Origin of the sequence: Pseudomonas lalucatii (genome assembly GCF_018398425.1) — a bacterium.
GTDB classification, from domain to species: Bacteria; Pseudomonadota; Gammaproteobacteria; order Pseudomonadales; family Pseudomonadaceae; genus Aquipseudomonas; species Aquipseudomonas lalucatii.
The window spans coordinates 2553178-2573294 of the sequence record NZ_JADPMV010000001.1; the positions used below are offsets into that span (position 1 = coordinate 2553178).

Here is a 20117-nt window from a genome sequence, read left to right on the forward strand (position 1 = left end):
TCAATACGCCTTGAGGCCCATATTATGACCATTACAATCATCGTCAAGGAATTTATTGTTCTATGACAATTGACCTGAAACCCTTCATCCGCTCCGGCCAACCCAAGTACCTGGCCATCGGCAATGCCCTGACCGAGGCGATCAACAGCGGCGCGCTGCAGCCCGGCAGCAAGCTGCCGACCCACCGCGAGCTGGCGGAAACCCTGGGCGTCAGCGTGCAGACGGTGAGCAATGCCTATGCCCACGCGGAGAAGCAGGGCGCCATCTATGCCCAGGTCGGCAGCGGCACCTTCGTGCGCAGCCGCCACGTCAGCCACGAGTCGGACTACCTGTCCACCGACGAACATGAGGACCCGCACCGCGGCATCGACCTGTCCACCGCCCATCCGGTGTGCACCCAGCGCCACGTCAAGCTCTACCGCGATGGCCTGGAACGCCTGGCCCGGGAGGGCCGCGACGACTTCATCACCTCCTTCCACCCGACCCAGGGCCTGACCCAGCACCGCGACGTGGTCTGCGCCTGGCTGGCGCAGCAGAAGATGCCGGCCAACCCCGACCACATGCTGTTCTGCAACGGCGCCGCCCATGCCCTGACCATCGCCATGGCCACCGTGCTCAAGCCCGGCGACACGGTGCTGTGCGAGCGGGAGACCTGCATGCTGCTGCTGGCCCTGGCGCAGACCCTGCACTTCAACCTCAAGGGGCTGGCCACCGACGACCAGGGCCTGCTGCCGGAGGCGCTGGAGGCGGCCTGCAAGCAGGGCGGCGCGCGGGTGCTGTTCTGCACCCCGACCATGAACAACCCGACCACCGACACCATGGGCCTGGAGCGACGCCAGGCGATCGCCGAGCTGGCGCGGCGCTACGACCTGACCCTGGTGGAGGACGACGTCTACGGCGCCCTGCAGCCGGACCGCCACCCGCCGCTGTCGGCGCTGATCCCGGAGCGCAGCTTCTACGCCACCAGCCTGACCAAGATCACCCTGCCGGGCATGCGCGCCGGCTACCTGATCACCCCGCCGCACCTGGTGCAGCAGGCCATCGGCCGCCTGCGCAGCACCACCTGGATGGCCACCCTGATGCCCTTCGAGATCGCCAGCTGGTGGATGCAGGACGGCACCCTGGAGCGCATGGTGGCCTTCCAGCAGCAGGAGTTCGCGGCGCGCCAGCAGCTCGCTCGCGAGCTGCTGGCCGACTGCAGCTTCCGCGCCCATCCCAACGGCATGCATATCTGGGCCGAGTTGCCGGCGCACTGGCAGCCGGAGAAGTTCGCCCGCCGCGCGCGCCAGGAAGGCGTGATGATCTTTCCCGCCGAGCCCTTCCTGGCCACCGCCGACCGCAGCAACCAGCACGTGCGCATCAGCCTGGGCGCCGAGCAGAGCCGCGCGCGCCTGCAGGCCGGCCTGGCGACCCTCAACGGGCTGTTCGGCGAGACGCCACCGCCCATGCATTTCGTGTTCTAAAACAGGGCACCATCATTACATTTGCTCGATAACGACGCATATGTACTGATTCAAATATTAATTGACATGATTTTTGACCGGCGATAAGGTCTGGCTTCCACAACAAGAACAATGTCCGCCGCGTCGACGACGGGCTGGAGGTGGCTATGTCTTGGTTGCACAAGTTGGATTGGCTGCTGGAGAAGCTCGAGGCCTTCATCCTCGCCAGCGCCATTCTGCTGATGGCGCTGAATTCGGTCGGCAACGTGTTCGGCCGCTACCTGTTCAACCAGAGCATCTATTTCTCCGAGGAGCTCAACCAGTTCCTCATCATCTTCGTCACCTTCGTCGGCTGCAGCTATGCCGCCCGCCATAGCCGGCACATCAGCATGAGTGCCTTCATCGAGCACCTGACCGGCAAGCCCGCCGCCGCCAGCCTGCTGCTGATCAACCTGCTCACCGCCCTGCTGATGCTCTGGCTGACCTGGGCGGCGATCGGCTACGTCGAGTCGGCCGCCCGCGTCGGCCGCGCCTCCTCGGCGCTGCAGCTGCCGCTGCACTACATCTACCTGGTGATCCCCCTGGGCCTGGGCATGACCGGCCTGCAGTTCCTGCGCCACGCCTTCACCCAGCTGCTGGTCCTGCTCGGCCGCCGCGAGGCGCCGCCGCGTCACGTCGACGCCCCCCTTCCGCCGCAACCCTGAGCCCTCGCCACCATGGATATGACCACTGCCCTGCTGCTCATCATGCTGGTCCTGCTGCTGGCAGGCTTCCCCATGATGACCACCCTGCTGGCCGCCGCCGCCGCCGGCTTCGTGTTCTTCTTCACCATGGGCCCGGAGTTCATCGTCCAGCAGATGATCGCCGGCATCCGCCCGGCCGCCCTGGTGGCGGTGCCCATGTTCATCCTCGCCGCCGACATCATCACCCGCGGCGCCACGGCCAATCGTCTGCTGGACGTGGCCACCGCCTTCGTCGGCCACGTGCGCGGCGGCATGGCGGTGACCACGGCGCTGAGCTGCGCGCTGTTCGGTGCCCTGTCCGGCTCGACCCAGGCCACCGTGGTCGGCGTCGGCAGCATCATGCGGCCGAAGATGCTGCAGCAGGGCTACAAGGACAGCTTCGCCATCTCGCTGATCATCAACGCCTCGGACATCGCCCTGCTGATCCCGCCGAGCATCGGCATGATCATCTACGGCGTGGTCTCCGGCACCTCGGTGGCCGAGCTGTTCATCGCCGGCATCGGCCCGGGCCTGCTGCTGATGCTGCTGCTGGCCGGCTACTGCTACCTCTACGCGCGGCTCACCGGCATTCCCAGGGGCGACAAGTTCAGCTGGCGCGAACGCCTGGTCACCTGCCGCCGCGCCATCCTGCCGCTGCTGTTGCCGGTGCTGACCATCGGCGGCATCTACTCCGGGGTGTTCAGCCCCACCGAGGCGGCCGCGGTGTCGGTGCTCTATGCGCTGGTCCTGGAGATGCTGATCTACCGGCGGGTGAAGTTCAGCGAACTGTCGTCCATCGCCCTGTCCACCGGCCTGATCACCGCCGTGGTGTTCATCCTGGTGGCGGCCGGCGCGGCCTTCTCCTGGGTGATCTCCTTCGCCCAGATCCCGCAAGCCATCCTCAGCGGCATCGGCATCATGAGCGCCTCGCCGACCGAGCTGCTGATCATCATCTCGATCGCCTTCTTCATCGGCTGCATGTTCGTCGACCCGATCGTGGTGATGCTGATCCTGGTGCCGATCTTCGCCCCGGCGGTGCGCCTGTCCGGCCTCGACCCGGTGCTGGTCGGCATCATCATCACCCTGCAGGCGGCCATCGGCTCGGCGACCCCGCCGTTCGGCTGCGACATCTTCACCGCCATCGCGGTGTTCCGCCGCCCCTATGTCGACGTGGTGCGCGGCAGCCTGCCGTTCTTCCTGATCCTGCTGCTGATGTCGGTGCTGCTGATCCTGTTCCCGCCGATCACCCTGTTCCTGCGCGACCTGGCCTTCCGCTAGCGCGGCTACCCGCCGACACAGGAAAACCCCGCTGTCGGCTCGAGCGCAATCGAGCCGGCAGCGGGTTTTTTTTCATTCGCCGCCGACGGCGAAGTTGGGCAGGCTGTCGACCGGCTGGGTGAAGCTGAAGGGGATGGACTCCAGGGCCAGGCCGACGTTGCGCTGCACCACGAAGTGCAGGTGCGGGCCGGTGCTGTTGCCGGTGTTGCCGGAGCGGGCGATCTGCTCGCCGACCGCCACCCGGCGGCCTTCGCGGACCCGCACCGAGCCCTTCATCAGGTGCAGGTAGACGCCCATGGTGCCGTCGTCGTGGAGGATGCGCACGTAGTTGCCGGAGGGGTTGGTGCCGCGCCCGCTCTGCTGGTTCTCGGTCTTCACCACCACGCCGCCGCGCGCCGCCACTATGGGCGTGCCCTCGGGCATGGCGATGTCCAGGGCGTAGCGGCCCTTGGGGGTGAAGTGGCTGTACTTGCCGCCCGCGCCCTGGGTCAGGCGGAACGGCCCGCCGCGCCAGGGCAGCGGATAGCGCTGCTGGGTCGGCAGCAGGCGCGGGTCGCCGAGGGCGTAGCGCAGCTTCGGCGTGTAGCGCAGCGGCCGCCCGGCGTCGCGCGGGGCCAGGGTGGCCAGGCGGATCTTGCTGCGCGGCGGCAGCACCCAGGTGATCGGCTCGTCCGGGGCGCCGACGGCGTTGTCGACGTCCACCAGCTGCAACTCGACCTGCACCGGGGCATAGAGGTCGTTGCGCACCAGCAGGGTCTCGCCGGCCGCGTGCTTCTTGGTTTCCAGCTTCACCTGGTTGTCCAGGCGCTCGACCATGCGGTCGCGGAACACGAACACCTGGGCCCCCGGGGCGGCCTGGTCGGAATAGGTGACCACGCCGTTGGCATCGGTGTACTTGTAGATGGTCAGGGCCGCCGCCTGGCTGGCGGCGGCCCAGAGGCTGCAGAGAAGAATCAGGCGCCCTAGCATATCGACTCGGATCTTATGGCTTTTGGATATCCGGACCAGGGAGACTAGCAGCCCCGCGGGCACCGCGCGAGGCGGCGCGCCCCGGGATGTGAGCCAGCTCGCGCGGCGCCCCGGCAGCCACGACCGACGGTTCAGGCGCCGGGACTGAAATGCTTCTGTGCGGTGCCGCGGGCGATCAGCCGCGACAGGTAATCGAGTTTCTGCGGGTCGCGGTCGACGAAACGCAGGGTCAGCTGCAACCACTCGCTGTCGGCCTTCGGCTCGAAGGCGGCCACCGCGTGCAGGTAACCGTTCAGTCGCGCCACCTCGCCGCCCTCGCCCTGCTCCAGGTCGAGCACCGCACTTTCCAGCACCTGGGGCAGCGCCTCGCCGCGTTTGACCAGCAGCAGCGCCTCCTTGAGGCTCAGGCCCTTGATCACGCAGGCCATGCTGCCTCCCGGTAGACGCAGCTGGCCCTGGCCACGGCCGGCGGTCGCCGCCCGGGCCGCGGGCCTGGATGGCGTCGGCGGGATGCCGGCCGCGGGCGGGGATGGCGCGGCCTCGGCCTTGATCACCTCGGCCTTGCCGCCGGTCAGGGCGGCCAGCGAGTCATTGCCGAAGCCGCTCGCCAGGGCCCGGGGCGCCTGGGCCTGGAGGGCCTGCAGCTTGCCGGCGCGGCTCAGGGCCTTCTTCACCTTGGTGACCAGCTGCTCGTTGGAGAAGGGCTTGCCGATGAAGTCCGAGACCCCGGCCTGGATCGCCTGCACCACGTTGTCCTTGTCGCCGCGGCTGGTGACCATGATAAAGGGCAGGCTCTTCAGGTTGTCCTGCTCGCGGCACCAGCCGAGCAGCTCGAGCCCGGACATCTCCGGCATCTCCCAGTCGCAGAGGATCAGGTCGATGGCGACCCGGCCGAGCAGTTGCTGGGCCTTGCGCCCATTGACGGCTTCATGGATCTGCACGCCCGGGAAGTGATCGCGCAGGCCCTTCTTCACCAAGTCGCGGATAAAGGTCGCATCGTCCACCACCAGCACGTTGACTTTACTCATCGGCCACTCCCAGTTCGAATGGCCCCTAGCATAGTCGTGGCGGCTTGCCGCTGGCTAACCCTAAAGCGGCGAACGGCGAGCCAGGTCCGCCGTCGACGGCCTCAGCTGCTCTTGCCGCCGCCCTGCACCTCTTCCTGCATGCGGGTCAGGCCGATGTGCTTCACGTCGGTGCCGCGCACCAGGTAGATCACCAGCTCGGCGATGTTGCGCGCATGGTCGCCGATGCGCTCCAGCGAACGCAGCGCCCAGATCACGTTGAGCACCCGGGAGATCGAGCGCGGGTCTTCCATCATGTAGGTGACCAGCTCGCGCAGGGCGGTCTTGTATTCGCGGTCGACGGTCTTGTCGAACTGCGCCACGGCCAGCGCCAGGTCGGCATCGAAGCGGGCGAAGGCGTCCAGCGCCTGCTGCACCATCTTGCGCACCTGGTCGCCGATATGGCGGATCTCCACGTAGCCACGCGGCGACTCGCCTTCCTCGCACAGGAGGATGGCGCGCTTGGCGATCTTGGTCGACTCGTCGCCGATGCGCTCCAGGTCGATCACCGACTTGGACACGCTGATGATCAGGCGCAGGTCGGAGGCCGCCGGCTGGCGGCGGGCGAGGATGCGCACGCACTCCTCGTCGATGTTGCGCTCCATCTGGTTGATCTGGTCGTCGACCTCGCGCACCTGCTGGGCCAGGCCGGAATCGGCCTCGATCAGCGCGGTGACCGCGTCGTTGACCTGCTTCTCGACCAGGCCGCCCATGGCCAGGAAGTGGCTGCGCACCTCCTCGAGCTCGGCGTTGAACTGCTGGGAGATGTGGTGGGTAAGGCTGTCTTTGTTGATCATCTGCGAACCCTTGGGTTAACCGGATACGTTTGCTGGTGGGGATAAGCTGTGGCGGAGCGCACCACGCGAGGCGGCGTCCTCCGCCAGGGCCATCAACCGTAGCGACCGGTGATGTAGTCCTCGGTCTGCTTCTTTTCCGGGTTGGTGAACAGGGTATCGGTATCGCCGTACTCGATCAGCTTGCCCATGTACATGAACGCCGTGTAGTCGGACACCCGCGCGGCCTGCTGCATGTTGTGGGTAACGATGACGATGGTGTACTTGGATTTCAGTTCGTAGATCAGCTCTTCGACCTTCAGCGTGGAGATCGGATCGAGGGCCGAGCAGGGCTCGTCGAGCAGCAGCACTTCCGGCTGCACCGCCACGGTACGGGCGATCACCAGGCGCTGTTGCTGGCCGCCGGACAGGCCCAGGGCCGAGTCGTGCAGACGGTCCTTGACCTCGTCCCACAGCGCCGCGCTCTTCAGCGCCCACTCCACCGTCTCGTCGAGTACGCGCTTCTGGTTCACGCCCTGGATGCGCAGGCCGTAGACCACGTTCTCGTAGATGCTCTTGGGGAAGGGGTTGGGCTTCTGGAACACCATGCCGACGCGGCGGCGCAGCTCGGCCACGTCCTCGCCCTTGCGGTAGATGTTGCGCCCGTCGAGGTTGATCTCACCTTCCACACGGCAACCGTCGACCAGGTCGTTCATCCGGTTGAAGGTGCGCAGCAGGGTGGACTTGCCGCAGCCGGACGGGCCGATGAAGGCGGTCACGCGCTGGCGCGGGATGTTCAGTTGCACATCGAACAGGGCCTGCTTGTCGCCGTAGAACAGGTTCAGGCCGGGCACTTCGATGGCCACGGCCTCCTGGTTCAGGTCCAGGCTCTGCTTGTCGCGGCCCAGGGCGGAGATATCGATACCGTGTGCTTGGTGCTGCATGGGGGACTCCCTACGCTAACAATTCGTGGGCCGCGCCCGCGCCAGGGCGGGCGGCGGCGATAGTCGGTTTTAGTGATCCAGCGCCTTGTACTTCTCGCGCAGGTGGTTGCGGATATACACCGCACTGAGGTTGAGCGAGGCGATCACCAGCACCAGCAGCAGCGCCGTGGCGTACACCAGCGGCCGCGCGGCCTCGACGTTGGGGCTCTGGAAGCCGACGTCGTAGATATGGAAGCCCAGGTGCATGATCTTCTGGTCCAGGTGCAGGTAGGGGTAGTTGCCGTCCAGCGGCAGGGCCGGCGCCAGCTTGACCACGCCCACCAGCATCAGCGGCGCGACCTCGCCGGCGGCGCGGGCCACGGCGAGGATCAGGCCGGTCATCATCGCCGGGCTGGCCATCGGCAGCACCACCTTCCACAGCGTCTCGGCCTTGGTCGCGCCGAGGGCCAGGGAGCCCTCGCGCAGGGCCCGCGGCACGCGGGCCAGGCCCTCCTCGGTGGCGACGATGACCACCGGCACGGCGAGGATCGCCAGGGTCAGCGAGGCCCACATCAGGCCCGGCGTACCGAAGGTCGGCGCCGGCGCGGCCTCGGCGAAGAACAGGCTGTCGATCGAGCCGCCCAGCACGTAGACGAAGAAGCCCAGGCCGAATACGCCGTAGACGATCGACGGCACGCCGGCCAGGTTGTTCACCGCGATGCGGATGATCCGGGTCAGCGCCCCCTGCTTGGCATACTCGCGCAGGTAGATGGCCGCCAGCACGCCGACCGGGGTGACGATCACCGCCATGATCAGGGTCATCATCACGGTGCCGAAGATGGCCGGGAAGATGCCGCCCTCGGTGTTCGCCTCGCGTGGGTCATCGCTGACGAATTCCCAGACCTTGGCGAAATAGAAACCCAGCTTGTCCAGGGTCCCCATGGCGTTGGGCTGGAAGACGCGAACCACCTTGCCCAGGCTGATCTCCTGCTCGCGGCCGTCGACCGTCCTGACCGTGACGCTGTCGCGGTTGAACTGCTGGTTGAGGCCCACCAGCTCGGCCTCCAGCACCTTGTACTCGGCGTCCCACTGGGCGCGCTCGGCGTCCAGGTCGGCCTGTGCCGCGGCATCCAGCCGGCCCTCCAGCTCCAACCTGCGGGTCTTCAGGCGCAGCGCCTCCAGGCCGTGGTTGATGCGGCCGATATCCTTCTTCTCCAGCCGGCTGAGCTGGCCGTGCAGCTCGTCGATGCGGGCGATACGCTGCTGCAGCTCATCCCAGGCGGCATCGCCCTCGGCGACCAGCTGGCCGTCCTGCTTGACGTTGACCAGGTAGCCGTAGAAGTTGCCCCACTCGCGGCGCTCCATCACCAGCAGATTGGCCGGCGTATGGGATTCCCGCAGCCATTCGGCGACCACCCAGCTGAAGTCGGCGCCGAACACCTCGCGGTTGCCCACCTTGAGCAGCTGGCGGGTCATGAACTCGCCGCCCTCGGTGTCCACCGGCAGCCCTGCGGACTTCAGGCGGGCACGGGGCACCTCTTCGGACTGCACCAGTTCGCCGGCCAGCACGCGCGGGCTTTCACCCGGAACCTGGTAGGTGGATTCGATCACGTCGGCCGGCCAGAAGTGCGCCAGGCCGCGGGTGGCGATCACCGCCAGCAGGCCGAGGGTCATGATCACCGCGATGGCGACACCACCGGCGGTCATCCACACCCAGGGCGTGCCGCTCTTGAACCAGGAGTTGAGGTTTTGCTTTTTCACGTTCACGGACGTCTACCTTCCCGAGTCTTAGAGCGAGGCGTATTTCTTGCGCAGGCGGGTACGGATGATCTCCGCCAGCGTATTCATCACGAAGGTGAAGGACAGCAGCACCAGCGCGGCGAGGAACAGCACGCGGTAGTGGGTACTGCCGACTTCCGACTCCGGCATCTCCACCGCCACGTTGGCGGCCAGGGTGCGCAGACCCTCGAAGATGTTCATCTCCATGATCGGCGTGTTGCCGGTGGCCATCAGCACGATCATGGTCTCGCCGACCGCGCGGCCCATGCCGATCATCAGCGCCGAGAAGATGCCCGGACTGGCGGTGAGGATCACCACCCGGGTCAGGGTCTGCCAGGGCGTCGCCCCCAGGGCCAGGGAGCCGAAGGTCAGGCTCTTGGGTACGCTGAACACGGCGTCCTCGGCAATCGAGTAGATGTTCGGGATCACCGCGAAGCCCATGGCCAGGCCCACCACCAGGGCGTTGCGCTGGTCGAAGGGGATGCCCAGGTCGTTGCTCAGCCACATGCGCATGTCGCCGCCGAACAGCCAGTTCTCCAGGTAGCCGCTCATGCTCAGGGAGAAGGTGCCGACCAGCAGGATCACCGGAATCAGCAGGGCCGCCTCCCAGCCATCCGGCACCACCAGGCGGATGCGCTCCGGCAGGCGGCTCCAGCCATAGGCGGCCAGGAGGATGCCGACCGGCGTGAGCAGCAGCAGGCTGAAGATGCCGGGCAGATGTCCCTCCACATAGGGTGCCAGGAACAGGCCGGCGAAGAAGCCGAGGATCACCGTCGGCAGCGCCTCCATCAGCTCGATCACCGGCTTGACCTTGCCGCGCATGGCCGGGGCCATGAAGTAGGCGGTGTAGATCGCCGCGCAGATGGCCAGCGGCGCGGCCAGCAGCATGGCGTAGAAGGCCGCCTTCAGGGTGCCGAAGGTCAGCGGCGAGAGACTCAGCTTGGGCTCGAAGTCGCTGTTGGCCGAGGTCGACTGCCAGACGTACTTGGGCTCGTCATAGCTCTCGTACCAGACCTTGCCCCACAGCGAACTCCAGGACACCTCCGGGTGCGGGTTGTCGACCACGAAAGGCAGGATCTGCCCCTTGGACTCCACCAGCACGCGGCTGGCCCGCGGCGACAGGGTGGCGACGGCCGCGCCCTCGGCAACCTGCTCGACCAGCAGGGTGCGATGCGCGGTGCTGTGGAAGATGCCCAGCTTGCCGTCTGTGTCCAGGGCCAGGAAGCCCTTGCGGCGCTCTTCCGGAAGGAACTGGGTAATCGCGCTGTCACCGAGCTTGAAGTCGCGGATGCGGGTCAGGGCCGACTCACCCTCTTCGTCACGCACCATGAACCACTGGGCGATACCACCCTTGCTGTCGCCGACCAGCAGCGAGATGCCGCCCAGCAGCGGGCTCACGGCGCTGATCTTGGCCTCGCCCTCGCGCAGCTTGTAACGGCCATTGAGGCTGTTGCTGCGCAGGTCGAAGACATCGGCGGTGGCGCGGCCGTTGAATACATAGAGCCACTGATGACGCGGATCGATCAGCAGCGCGCTGATCGGCTCGGCGATCTGCGGCAGGGCGATGCGCCGTTCTTCCTGGGTCACCTCGCCGGTGAACTCGTTCTCTTCGCGGCTCATCGACAGCACGTGCAACTCGGCGCCGGTGGCGGCGCTGAGCAGCAGGGTGTCGCCGCTCTGGCTGATCGCCACGTGCTCCAGGGCCCGGCCCTGGGGATCGAGACCGATCGGCGCCTCGCCGAAGGGGTACTCCAGGCTCGGGGTGATGGTCTTGACGTTGTCCGGATAGGTCACCCGGTAGTTCTGCTTGAACACCAGCACCTGGCCGTTGGACAGGCCCAGGGCGACTCGGCGGCTACCCGGCTGATCCTCGCTAAAGGAAACGATGCTGGCGCCGGCCGGCAGCGGCAGCTGGACGCTGCTCAGCGCCGCGCCGTCCTTGGTGGCGAAGAACTGCACCTGGCCGGCGCGATTGAGGCGCATGGCCACCTTGTTCTGCTCTTCCACCGCCAGCAGCAAGGCCTCGCCTTGCTCGGCCAGCCAGGCGGGCTGCTGCGCCTCGCGCGCCTCCAGCTCGGCGCCGGAGAAGATCGGCAGCACCACATGGGCCAGGTAGAAGAAGATCAGGGTGATCGCAGCCAGCACGACCAGGCCGCCGATGGACACGTACCAATGCGCCAGGCGGTCCTTGATGGCCCGCATGCGGCGCTTGCGCTGCATGGCCGGGGTGTTGAAGTCCAGCCGTTGGCTGCTGTTCAGAGGTGCGGTCATGGTGTCGGTGGCCAAGTCGGTCATACGAAAATCTCTGGGCAGTTGCGCACACGCGCCGCCGGATAAGCGGACCGTCAATCTAACCGCCTTGTATGACAGAAAGATTACAGCGTGGTGACGCAACAACGCCCACCGCTCCTCGGGGAGCGGCGGGCGCGTCTAGCGCGTGCCGCGGCACAGGGCCGCGGCGAGGTCGGCGGCCTGCTTAGAGACCGAGTTCCTTCAGGGTTTTCTCAGCAACCTTGGCCGGCAGCGGGATGTAGCCATCCTTGACCACCACTTCCTGCCCCTGCTTGGACATCACCAGCTTGACGAACTCCGCTTCCAGCGGGCTCAGGGCCTTGTTCGGCGCCTTGTTCACGTAGACGTAGAGGAAACGCGACAGCGGGAACTTGCCAGCCAGGGCGTTCTCTTCGGTGGCGTCGAAGGCTTCACCGCCCTTCTTCGACAGCGGCACGGCGCGAACGCTGGAGGTCTTGTAGCCGATGCCCGAATAGCCGATGGCGTTCAGGGTGCTGGAAATCGACTGTACCACGGAAGCCGAACCCGGCTGCTCGTTGACGTTGGGCTTGAAGTCGCCCTTGCACAGGGCCTCTTCCTTGAAGTAGCCGTAGGTACCGGACACCGAGTTACGACCGAACAGCTGGATCGGCTTGGCCGCCCAGTCGCCGCTCAGACCGAGGTCGCCCCAGGTCTTGGCGTTCTGCGCCGCACCGCACAGGCGGGTGCTGGAGAAGATGGCATCGACCTGGGCCATGTCCAGGCTCTTGATCGGGTTGTCCTTGTGCACGAACACCGCCAGGGCGTCGATGGCGACCGGGACGGCGGTCGGCTTGTAGCCGTACTTCTCTTCGAAGGCCTGCAGCTCGGCATCCTTCATCTTGCGGCTCATCGGGCCGAGGTTGGAGGTGCCCTCGGTCAACGCGGGCGGCGCGGTGGAGGAACCGGCGGCCTGGATCTGGATGTTCACGTTCGGGTAGAGCTTCTTGTAGTCCTCGGCCCACAGCGTCATCAGGTTGGCCAGGGTGTCGGAACCTACGCTCGACAGGTTGCCGGATACGCCCGAAGTCTTCTCATAGGCCGGCAGTGCCGGATCGACAGCAGCAACCGCGGTGGCGGTGGCGGCGCCAGCGGCAACGAACGTCATGGCCGCCATCAAACGCGTAAGTTTCATGCCTTGCTCCTAAGCTAGAGGGGTGTGGATCGAGGCCAAGTATCTGCAGGCCGTGTGAGCAATCTATGAAACCAATGTGACAATTAAATGACCGTAGCCGCATTTGCGTGAAATGCCCGGAAATACATGGCCAACACCGGCGGGCGGGCATCGTGGTCGCCCGGCGACCGCTCAGTCGGTATACTCGCCAAACCCGCAATGCTGCGGGCTCCGCGCCCACAACAACAACCGCGCCGCGAGCCATACCCGAGATGAACGAATTCGAACAGGATGATCCGATTCCGCAAGGCGACCTGGCCCTGCAGATCACCGCGCTGCCACGCGAGACCAATGGTTTCGGCGATATCTTCGGCGGCTGGCTGGTGGCGCAGATGGACCTGGCCGGCACCGCCATGGCCAGCAAGGTCGCCGGCGGCCGCGTCGCCACGGTGGCCATCGACCGCATGGCCTTCCTGGTGCCGGTCGCCGTCGGCGCCCAGCTGTCGTTCTACACCCAGACCCTGGAAGTCGGCCGCAGCTCGATCCAGATGCTGGTCGAGGTGTGGAGCGACGACCCGCTGTCCAGCGAATGGCGCAAGGTCACCGAGGCGGTATTCGTGTTCGTCGCCATCGACGGCAGCGGTCGCACCCGTCCCGTGCCGCCACGCCGCTAGCCGTCGCACGTGGCTCGAGCAGGCGTCCCTGCCGACGCCCGAGCGCCCGATACGCGACGGCCACGCCTCGCCACAGACCACCACGGCCCGCGCCATCGCCGCGCTCCGCCATGCTTGAGCCCATCCGTCATGCTGCACTTGACCCGGGCTCAGGCCTGGACGATCATTTGCATAAATGTGCAAACATGGAAGCAACATGAGCGAACCCATGATCGCGGCTCTCGCCGCCCTGGCCCAGGGCACTCGGCTACAGGCCTTTCGCCTGCTGGTGAAAAGCGGCCCGCAAGGCCTGTCGGTCGGCGACCTGGCCGCGCAATTGAAGGTGCCTTTGTCGACCCTGTCCCGTCATCTCGGCCAGCTGCAGCAAGCCCGCCTGGTCAGGACCTGGCGCGAAGGCCGCCACGTGCTCTACGCCACCGACTGGGCCGGCACCGGCGCCCTGCTGAACTACCTGACCGAGGACTGCTGCCAGGGTCGCGCCGACCTCAACAGCCTCTGCGACAACTCCGGAGATGGCCAGCCATGCCCCTGACTCACCCCCCACGCATCCTGTTTCTCTACGGCTCCCTGCGGGAGCGCTCGTTCAGTCGCCTGGCCGCCGAAGAGGCGGCACGGCACCTGACGGCGATGGGCGCCGAGGTGCGCCTGTTCAACCCGAGCGGGCTGCCGTTGCCGCACAGCACCGATGAGCGCCACCCGAAAGTCGCCGAACTGCGCAGCCTGGTCGAATGGTCGGAAGGCATGGTGTGGTCCAGCCCGGAGATCCACGGCAACCTCAGCGGGCTGATGAAAATGCAGATCGACTGGATTCCCTTGAACAACGGCGCGGTACGTCCGACCCAGGGCAAGACCCTGGCGGTGATGCAGGTCTCCGGCGGCTCGCAATCGTTCAATGCGGTGAACAGCCTGCGCGTGCTGGGGCGCTGGATGCGCATGTTCACCATCCCCAATCAGTCCTCGGTGGCCAAGGCCTACGAGCAGTTCGAGGCCGACGGGCGGATGAAGGACTCCGGCTACCGCGACCGGATCATCGACGTGATGGAAGAGCTGTATAAGTTCACCCTGCTGGTGCGCGAGCAGAAGGATCACCTGACCGATCGCTACAGCGAGCGCAAGGCGCAGGACCCGCAGGCCGGCTACGCGATCCTGCACGGCAGTGGTGCCGTCGCGCCGGCCACGGCCTGAGATTGCGCCCAACGAAAACGCCGGCCCTAAGGCCGGCGTTTGCGCTCGCGCTACGGATCAGCCGCGGATGTTGTAGATGAGCTTCTCGTTGAACTCCGCGTACTCGGCCAGGCGCTGCAGGTAGGCCTTCTGCTGGGCCCACACCTTGGCGGCCACCGGGTCGGCCGCGGCACTGGCTTCGACCACCTCGGCCGCCACTTCCTTGAGCCTGGCCAGCACCTCGTCCGGCAGGCTGCGGACGTCGACGCCCTCGGCCTTGAGCTGTTCCATGGCCTCCATGTTGCGCGCGTTGTAGGCATCGAGCATGTCGCCATTCACGTCGCGGGCGGCGGCGCGGACGATGGCCTGCAGGTCAGGCGGCAGGGTTTCCCAGGCCTTGAGGTTGATGTCCAGTTCGAAGGTGACGTTCGGCTCCTGCCAGCCCGGGGTGTAGTAGTACTTGGCCGCCTTGTGCAGGCCCAGGGCCTGGTCGTTGTACGGGCCGATCCACTCGGTGGCGTCGATGGCGCCGGTCTGCAGGGCGGTGAAGATCTCGCCGGCCGGCATGTTGACCACGGTGCCGCCCATCTTGGTCAGCACTTCGCCGCCCAGACCCGGGGTGCGCATCTTCAGACCCTTGAAATCCTCGACCGAGTTGATTTCCTTGTTGAACCAGCCGGCGGTCTGCACGCCGGTGGCGCCGCAGGCCATCGGCAGCACGCCGAAGGGCTTGTACACCTCCTCCCACAGCTCGATGCCGCCCCCCTTGTGCAGCCAGGCATTCATCTCCTGGGCGTTGGGGCCGAACGGCAGGGCACAGAAGAACTGCGCCGCCGGCACCTTGCCCTTCCAGTAGTAGGGCGCGCCATGGCCCATCTCGGCAGTGCCGCGGGACACCGCGTCGAACACCTCGAGCGCCGGCACCAGTTCGCCGGCGGCATAGATCTTCACCTTCAGGCGGCCGTTGCTCATTTCCTCGACCAGGGTGGCGAAGCGCTCGGCGCCGACGCCGACGCCGGGGAAGTTCTTCGGCCAGGAGGTGACCATTTTCCAGTTGAAGGTCTCCCCGCCCCCGCCCTCTTGGGGCTTGGCAGTGGTTTCGGCCTCCTTGTTGCAGCCAGCCAATGCGCTGGCGGCCAGGCCTACACCCGCTGCCGCGAGAATCTGACGACGTTTCATGCAATGCTCCTTCTTGTTGTATTGGTCTGACCACGGGGTCGCCGTGGCTAGACTGTGCCTCGATAACATAGGGGTTAGTGAGCATCAAGCCTAGTAGATACGACTAAAGTTGTAGTGGCATTGCTGCGCCGGCCCGGGCCAGCCTAGAATTCCCGGCTGGCCGCCCTCCTCACCCATAACGATAAGGACTTCCAATGTCCGACACGCCCCCGCTCTTACGCCTCGCTAGCCTGATCGACACGCTGAACACCCGTTTCGGCCAGGGCTGCGCCTGGCTGACCCTGTTCCTGGTGATCGGTACCGCCATAGTCGTGGTGCTGCGTTACGGTTTCGGCATCGGCGCCACCGCCCTGCAGGAAGCCGTGCTCTATGCCCACGCCCTGGTATTCATGGGGGCCGCGGCCTGGACCCTGATCCGCGGCGCCCACGTGCGCGTGGACATCTTCTACCAGAAGTTCAGCGGCCGCCGCCAAGCCCTGGTGGAGGTCTGCGGCAACCTGCTGTTGCTGCTGCCACTGTGCCTGTACCTCGGCTGGTCCAGCTGGGACTACGTCGCCAACTCCTGGTCCACCCTGGAAGCCTCCAGCGAGTCGGGCGGCCTGAAGTTCGTCTACCTGCAGAAGAGCATCATCCTGGTGCTGGCCGTCGGCCTCGCCCTGCAGGGCGTCGCCGACCTGATCAAGGCCGCTTATCTGCTGGCCGGCCGCCTGCCCAAGTCCGAGGTAAAACATGATTGAATTGATGGCGATCCTGCTGTTCGTCACCATCTGCCTGGCCCTGATGGCCGGCTTCCCGGTGGCCTTCACCCTCGGCGGCGTGTCGCTGATCTTCGCCGGCATCGGCGCCCTGACCGGCACCTTCGACTCCGGCTACCTCAGCGCCCTGCCCAACCGCCTGTACGGCATCATGAACAACCAGACCATGCTGGCGGTGCCGCTGTTCGTGTTCATGGGGGTGATGCTGGAGAAGTCGCGGGTCGCCGAAGACCTGCTGGAGTCCATGTCGCGGCTGTTCGGCACCCTGCGCGGCGGCCTGGCCATCTCGGTGTGCGTGGTCGGCGCGCTGCTCGCCGCCAGCACCGGCATCGTCGGCGCCACCGTGGTGACCATGGGCCTGATGGCGCTGCCGACCATGCTGCGGCGTGGCTACGACCCGGCCATCGCCACCGGCACCCTGGCCGCCACCGGCACCCTGGGGCAGATCATCCCGCCGTCCATCGTGCTGGTGCTGCTCGGCGACGTGATGTCCAGCGCCTACCAGCAGGCGCAGCTGAAGATGGGCATCTTCTCGCCCAAGACCGTGTCGGTCGGCGACCTGTTCGTCGGTGCCTTCATCCCCGGCCTGCTGCTGGTGGGCCTGTACATCCTCTATATCGTCGGCACCGCGATCTTCCAGCCGAAGAAGCTGCCGGCGCTGCCCAAGGACGAGCTCGGCCCTATCGAGTGGGGCAAGCTCATCGGTGCCCTGCTGCCGCCGCTGGCGCTGATCGCCGCGGTGCTCGGCTCGATCCTCGCCGGTTACGCCACCCCCACCGAAGCCGCGGCCCTCGGCGCGTTCGGCGCCATGATCCTGGCCTTCGGCAAGGGCAAGCTGAACTTCAAGCAACTGCGCGAGGTGGCCTACGGCACCACCGAGATCAGCGCCATGGTGTTCATGATCCTGATCGGCGCCTCGCTGTTCTCCCTGGTGTTCCGCGGCTTCGGCGGCGAGGTGCTGATCGAGGACGTGTTCGCCCAGCTCCCCGGCGGCGTACTCGGCGCCTTCTTCCTGGTGATGCTGGTGATCTTCCTGCTCGGCTTCATCCTCGACTTCATCGAGATCACCTTCGTGGTGGTGCCGATCGTCGGCCCGGTGCTGCTGGCCATGGGCCTGGACCCGATCTGGCTGGGGGTGATGATCGCCCTCAACCTGCAGACCTCCTTCCTCACCCCGCCCTTCGGCTTCGCCCTGTTCTACCTGCGCGGCGTCACCCCGCAGTCGGTGGCGACCAGCACCATCTACCGCGGCGTCATTCCGTTCATCCTGATCCAGCTGATCCTGCTGATCATCGCCTACCAGTTCCCCGGGCTGATCACCTGGCTGCCGGAGCAGGTCTACGGCAAGTAAGCGCTCTGCGCTGCGAGGCAACGCCCGTCACCACGACGGGCGTTTTGCTGTCTGCCCCTTGGACTGCAGGCCAAGCTGCGTTCCAATAGGGCTATCCACTCCGGCGACAGGGCATGCAGATGGCTACCTCCAATGTTGAACGGGTCGAACTCGGCGCCTTGACCTGCTGGCGCATCCGCCACGCCGATGCCGAACTGCTGGTGGCCCAGCAGGGTGCCCAGCTCCTGAGCTACCAGCGCGACGGCGAACGGCCGCTGATCTGGCTGAGCGAGCAGGCGGCCTACGAAAGCGGCCGCAGCGTGCGCGGCGGCGTGCCGGTGTGCTGGCCCTGGTTCGGCGACCTGCGGCGCAATCCACAGGCGGTGCAGGCCATGTACCAGGGCGGCAACCTGGTGCCCTCCCACGGCCTGGTGCGCGACCTGGAGTGGAGCCTGCTGGGCATCGACCGGCAGGGCGACGGCATCAACCTCGAGTTCGCCTTCAACAGCGCCGAACAACCGCTGCCGGGCTGGCCCCAGGCGGCCGAACTGCAGCTGCGCATCCGCCTCGACCGGCAGCTGCACCTCGACCTCGACAGCCGCAACCTCGGCGACCAGCCGCTGGCGCTGAGCCAGGCCCTGCACAGCTACTTCGCCGTCGGCGACATTCGCCAGGCCCAGGTCGAAGGCCTGCAGGGCTGTCGCTATATCGACACCCTGGACGACTGGCGCGAACGCCAGCAACTCGACGCCCTGCGCTTTGCCGGCGAGACCGACCGTATCTACCTGGATACGCCGAGCCAGCTGAGCATCCTCGATCCGGCCTGGCAGCGGCGCATCCAGCTGCGCAGCAGCGGCTCGCGCTCGGCGGTGCTGTGGAACCCCTGGACCGACAAGGCTCAGCGACTCTCGCAGTTCGCCGCCGACGCCTGGCAGGGCATGCTGTGCATCGAGCACGCCAATGTCCTGGAGGACCTCGTCATGCTCGCGCCCGGCGCCCGGCATCGCCTGAGCGTGAGCCTGTGGAGCGAGGCCTTGCCCGGCTGAAGCAGCGTCCAGCATGGCTGGCCTCCTCCAGAGCCAGCCAGATAGCAAAGCGCTATTACACGATTTGCCCAGGCGAGACTGGGCAACCCTCGCAAACCGAAAGACGGCCAGGCGCAGTTCTGTGATGCGCCACTAATTTGCCAGCAAGCCATTTCCTACAGCCCACAACTTCTATTTCCTACAACTTCCGCACGACTTAATACTTGTGCGGTAATTCGCAAAAGCGCCGGGAACTATCGTTTCAACAACCAGTCGAGCAAACCCATTCATTGCAACGGGTTTCACACTTTCAACAGTTGCCCGCCTCTCGTCATCTCGCTAGGATGCCCACCCCACTAAGGCCATGCGCAATTTGTTGCACATTGATGTGCGCAGAAAGTTGCACAACTCAGAACAGTTAATACGTGCCGCCCAAGGATGGAAAGGGCGTTTCTGAGTTGCCTGGACATATAACCGAGTCATGGAATGACCTATTCGAACACGCTCACCGCTCATTATTTGGAGCTGGCCAAACTCCCCATTAACCAGGGAGACTTCGCCGGCGCGGATATGCGTTATTCCAGCGAGTACGAAGTGCTGGAGAACGAGCTGGGCAAGGCCAGCGCACTGCATGAAACCACCGCCATCGACTGGCAGAAGGTTCGCGCATGCAGCGAAGCCCTGCTCAGCACCCAGTCCAAGGATCTGCGGGTCGCCGCCTGGCTGATCTGGGGCCTGTACCAGCGCGAATCCTTCGCCGGGCTGCAGGCCGGTCTGAGCCTGCTGCACTACCTGTGCCTGAATCACTGGGCCGACCTGCATCCGCGCAAGCCGCGCACCCGCGCCGCCGCTGTCGGCTGGCTGCTGCCGCGTCTGGAACAGGCCCTGGCCGAGCATGTGCCGATCGGCGAACAGCTGGCCCTGTTCCGCAGCCTCGCCGAGCAGCTGCGCGCCCTCGAAGCCTGCCTGTCCGCGCACCTCGGCGCAGACGCGCCGTTGCTGCTGCCACTGTGCCGGCGCCTGGACGAACTGGTCAGCCGCGCCAGCCAGGGCCAACCGGAGCCGGGCAGCGTCGGGGCGGCCATTGCCCAGGTCAAGCAGGTCGCCACTCAGCTGCTCACCCCCGGCGCGCCGGTGGAGAACGAAAAAGAAGCCCACAAGAACCTGCGCAGCCTGCAGGACCAGGCCCGCCCGCTGTGCGCCTATTGGCTCAGGCAGAAGGCCAGCGACCTGCGCGCCCTGCGCCTGGCCCGCACCCTGCTGTGGTTGCCGATCGACAGCCTGCCGGAGCGCAACGCCGAGCAGGTCACCGCCCTGCGCGGCCTGCCGGCGGACAAGCTGGCCAGCTACCAGGAACGCTACCAGCAGGGGCAGTACGCCGACCTGCTGGTCGACCTGGAAGCCAGCATCGCCCGTGCGCCCTTCTGGCTCGACGGCCAGCACCTGGTCTGGCAGTGCCTGCAACCCCGGTTACACAAAATTCTGCACACCCTCCCTCACCAACCCCAAACGCCCCTACTCATACATAAACAACCACCCCGCCGCCCTCACCTGCTCGCCCTCCACGGCGAACAGCAGCTGGTCGTGCTGGCCGCGCCATTCGTAGGCCCAGAGTT

17 protein-coding genes and 1 pseudogene are annotated in these 20117 nt (G+C 66.3%); 10 read left to right on the plus strand and 8 right to left on the minus strand.

Going from position 1 to position 20117, the window contains the following annotated elements:
* Window positions 1-62: 62 nt before the first annotated feature.
* The 3 genes from ehuR to I0D00_RS11680 all read left to right on the plus strand — a co-directional run bounded on the left by ehuR (window position 63) and on the right by I0D00_RS11680 (window position 3442).
* A complete protein-coding gene (gene ehuR, locus I0D00_RS11670; RefSeq protein WP_213639875.1) occupies window positions 63-1463 on the plus strand; it encodes a MocR-like ectoine utilization transcription factor EhuR in 1401 nt (466 codons plus the stop codon).
* A gap of 146 nt (window positions 1464-1609) precedes the next feature.
* Window positions 1610-2146 (plus strand): TRAP transporter small permease, encoded by a 537-nt coding sequence (locus I0D00_RS11675; RefSeq protein WP_213639876.1) that lies wholly within the window; start codon window positions 1610-1612, stop codon window positions 2144-2146.
* An 18-nt stretch (window positions 2147-2164) separates the two neighbouring features.
* Window positions 2165-3442, plus strand: a complete 1278-nt coding sequence (locus I0D00_RS11680) for a TRAP transporter large permease (RefSeq protein WP_246533273.1) — start codon at window positions 2165-2167, stop codon at window positions 3440-3442.
* Window positions 3443-3514: 72 nt separating this feature from the next.
* Here I0D00_RS11680 and I0D00_RS11685 read toward each other — a convergent pair whose 3' ends face one another.
* The 7 genes from I0D00_RS11685 to I0D00_RS11715 all read right to left on the minus strand — a co-directional run bounded on the left by I0D00_RS11685 (window position 3515) and on the right by I0D00_RS11715 (window position 12395).
* Window positions 3515-4411 carry a peptidoglycan DD-metalloendopeptidase family protein gene (locus tag I0D00_RS11685; protein WP_213639878.1) on the minus strand — a complete coding sequence of 299 codons (897 nt, stop codon included), beginning with the start codon at window positions 4409-4411 and terminating at the stop codon, window positions 3515-3517.
* A 131-nt stretch (window positions 4412-4542) separates the two neighbouring features.
* Window positions 4543-5439: a response regulator gene (locus tag I0D00_RS11690; protein ID WP_213639880.1), complete on the minus strand. Its 897-nt coding sequence runs from the start codon at window positions 5437-5439 to the stop codon at window positions 4543-4545.
* A 101-nt stretch (window positions 5440-5540) separates the two neighbouring features.
* A complete protein-coding gene (phoU, locus tag I0D00_RS11695) occupies window positions 5541-6272 on the minus strand; it encodes a phosphate signaling complex protein PhoU (protein WP_213639881.1) in 732 nt (243 codons plus the stop codon).
* A 92-nt stretch (window positions 6273-6364) separates the two neighbouring features.
* Window positions 6365-7192 carry a phosphate ABC transporter ATP-binding protein PstB gene (gene pstB, locus I0D00_RS11700; protein WP_213639883.1) on the minus strand — a complete coding sequence of 276 codons (828 nt, stop codon included), beginning with the start codon at window positions 7190-7192 and terminating at the stop codon, window positions 6365-6367.
* A 69-nt stretch (window positions 7193-7261) separates the two neighbouring features.
* Window positions 7262-8878 carry a phosphate ABC transporter permease PstA gene (gene pstA, locus I0D00_RS11705; protein WP_215730921.1) on the minus strand — a complete coding sequence of 539 codons (1617 nt, stop codon included), beginning with the start codon at window positions 8876-8878 and terminating at the stop codon, window positions 7262-7264.
* Between the two features lie 81 nt (window positions 8879-8959).
* Window positions 8960-11245 (minus strand): ABC transporter permease subunit, encoded by a 2286-nt coding sequence (locus tag I0D00_RS11710; protein WP_213639887.1) that lies wholly within the window; start codon window positions 11243-11245, stop codon window positions 8960-8962.
* A gap of 181 nt (window positions 11246-11426) precedes the next feature.
* The gene (locus tag I0D00_RS11715) at window positions 11427-12395 is read right to left on the minus strand and encodes a PstS family phosphate ABC transporter substrate-binding protein (RefSeq protein WP_213639896.1); all 969 of its coding nucleotides are present in this window, start codon (window positions 12393-12395) and stop codon (window positions 11427-11429) included.
* A 251-nt stretch (window positions 12396-12646) separates the two neighbouring features.
* On the opposite strand from I0D00_RS11715, the gene I0D00_RS11720 reads away from it, so the two are divergent.
* The 3 genes from I0D00_RS11720 to arsH all read left to right on the plus strand — a co-directional run bounded on the left by I0D00_RS11720 (window position 12647) and on the right by arsH (window position 14233).
* On the plus strand, window positions 12647-13048 hold the full coding sequence (locus tag I0D00_RS11720) for an acyl-CoA thioesterase (protein ID WP_208707788.1): 402 nt from the start codon (window positions 12647-12649) through the stop codon (window positions 13046-13048).
* 196 nt (window positions 13049-13244) lie between these two features.
* Window positions 13245-13580 carry an ArsR/SmtB family transcription factor gene (locus I0D00_RS11725; RefSeq protein ID WP_213639897.1) on the plus strand — a complete coding sequence of 112 codons (336 nt, stop codon included), beginning with the start codon at window positions 13245-13247 and terminating at the stop codon, window positions 13578-13580.
* The gene (gene arsH, locus I0D00_RS11730; RefSeq protein WP_213639898.1) at window positions 13571-14233 is read left to right on the plus strand and encodes an arsenical resistance protein ArsH; all 663 of its coding nucleotides are present in this window, start codon (window positions 13571-13573) and stop codon (window positions 14231-14233) included. The genes I0D00_RS11725 and arsH overlap by 10 nt, the downstream gene beginning before the upstream one ends.
* A 57-nt stretch (window positions 14234-14290) precedes the next feature.
* Here the strand turns inward: arsH and I0D00_RS11735 are convergent, their stop codons facing one another.
* Window positions 14291-15391 carry a TRAP transporter substrate-binding protein gene (locus I0D00_RS11735; protein ID WP_213639899.1) on the minus strand — a complete coding sequence of 367 codons (1101 nt, stop codon included), beginning with the start codon at window positions 15389-15391 and terminating at the stop codon, window positions 14291-14293.
* A 194-nt stretch (window positions 15392-15585) separates the two neighbouring features.
* Between I0D00_RS11735 and I0D00_RS11740 the strand changes: the two genes are divergently transcribed.
* From I0D00_RS11740 to tssA, 4 genes and pseudogenes are all read left to right on the plus strand, one after another.
* Window positions 15586-16128 (plus strand): TRAP transporter small permease subunit, encoded by a 543-nt coding sequence (locus I0D00_RS11740; RefSeq protein ID WP_213639900.1) that lies wholly within the window; start codon window positions 15586-15588, stop codon window positions 16126-16128.
* Entirely contained in the window at window positions 16121-17497 is a 1377-nt protein-coding gene (locus I0D00_RS11745) for a TRAP transporter large permease (RefSeq protein ID WP_213639901.1), read from the plus strand. The genes I0D00_RS11740 and I0D00_RS11745 overlap by 8 nt, the downstream gene beginning before the upstream one ends.
* 119 nt (window positions 17498-17616) lie before the next feature.
* Window positions 17617-18522, plus strand: a complete 906-nt coding sequence (locus I0D00_RS11750) for a D-hexose-6-phosphate mutarotase (RefSeq protein WP_213639902.1) — start codon at window positions 17617-17619, stop codon at window positions 18520-18522.
* Between the two features lie 465 nt (window positions 18523-18987).
* A pseudogene (gene tssA / locus I0D00_RS11755) lies at window positions 18988-19965 on the plus strand (type VI secretion system protein TssA); the annotation flags it as partial.
* Window positions 19966-20117: the final 152 nt, after the last annotated feature.

What these genes read in the sequence shown, in the direction of transcription:
- phoU (WP_213639881.1), bottom strand. Translation starts at nt 6,272, where the DNA reads ATGATCAACAAAGACAGCCTTACCCACCACATCTCCCAGCAGTTCAAC.
- pstB (WP_213639883.1), bottom strand. Translation starts at nt 7,192, where the DNA reads ATGCAGCACCAAGCACACGGTATCGATATCTCCGCCCTGGGCCGCGAC.
- I0D00_RS11685 (WP_213639878.1), bottom strand. Translation starts at nt 4,411, where the DNA reads ATGCTAGGGCGCCTGATTCTTCTCTGCAGCCTCTGGGCCGCCGCCAGC.
- I0D00_RS11715 (WP_213639896.1), bottom strand. Translation starts at nt 12,395, where the DNA reads ATGAAACTTACGCGTTTGATGGCGGCCATGACGTTCGTTGCCGCTGGC.
- ehuR (WP_213639875.1), top strand. Translation starts at nt 63, where the DNA reads ATGACAATTGACCTGAAACCCTTCATCCGCTCCGGCCAACCCAAGTAC.
- pstA (WP_215730921.1), bottom strand. Translation starts at nt 8,878, where the DNA reads ATGACCGCCGGTGGTGTCGCCATCGCGGTGATCATGACCCTCGGCCTG.
- I0D00_RS11680 (WP_246533273.1), top strand. Translation starts at nt 2,165, where the DNA reads ATGACCACTGCCCTGCTGCTCATCATGCTGGTCCTGCTGCTGGCAGGC.
- I0D00_RS11710 (WP_213639887.1), bottom strand. Translation starts at nt 11,245, where the DNA reads ATGACCGACTTGGCCACCGACACCATGACCGCACCTCTGAACAGCAGC.
- I0D00_RS11690 (WP_213639880.1), bottom strand. Translation starts at nt 5,439, where the DNA reads ATGAGTAAAGTCAACGTGCTGGTGGTGGACGATGCGACCTTTATCCGC.
- I0D00_RS11675 (WP_213639876.1), top strand. Translation starts at nt 1,610, where the DNA reads ATGTCTTGGTTGCACAAGTTGGATTGGCTGCTGGAGAAGCTCGAGGCC.
- I0D00_RS11720 (WP_208707788.1), top strand. Translation starts at nt 12,647, where the DNA reads ATGAACGAATTCGAACAGGATGATCCGATTCCGCAAGGCGACCTGGCC.
- I0D00_RS11725 (WP_213639897.1), top strand. Translation starts at nt 13,245, where the DNA reads ATGAGCGAACCCATGATCGCGGCTCTCGCCGCCCTGGCCCAGGGCACT.
- arsH (WP_213639898.1), top strand. Translation starts at nt 13,571, where the DNA reads ATGCCCCTGACTCACCCCCCACGCATCCTGTTTCTCTACGGCTCCCTG.
- I0D00_RS11745 (WP_213639901.1), top strand. Translation starts at nt 16,121, where the DNA reads ATGATTGAATTGATGGCGATCCTGCTGTTCGTCACCATCTGCCTGGCC.
- I0D00_RS11735 (WP_213639899.1), bottom strand. Translation starts at nt 15,391, where the DNA reads ATGAAACGTCGTCAGATTCTCGCGGCAGCGGGTGTAGGCCTGGCCGCC.
- I0D00_RS11740 (WP_213639900.1), top strand. Translation starts at nt 15,586, where the DNA reads ATGTCCGACACGCCCCCGCTCTTACGCCTCGCTAGCCTGATCGACACG.
- I0D00_RS11750 (WP_213639902.1), top strand. Translation starts at nt 17,617, where the DNA reads ATGGCTACCTCCAATGTTGAACGGGTCGAACTCGGCGCCTTGACCTGC.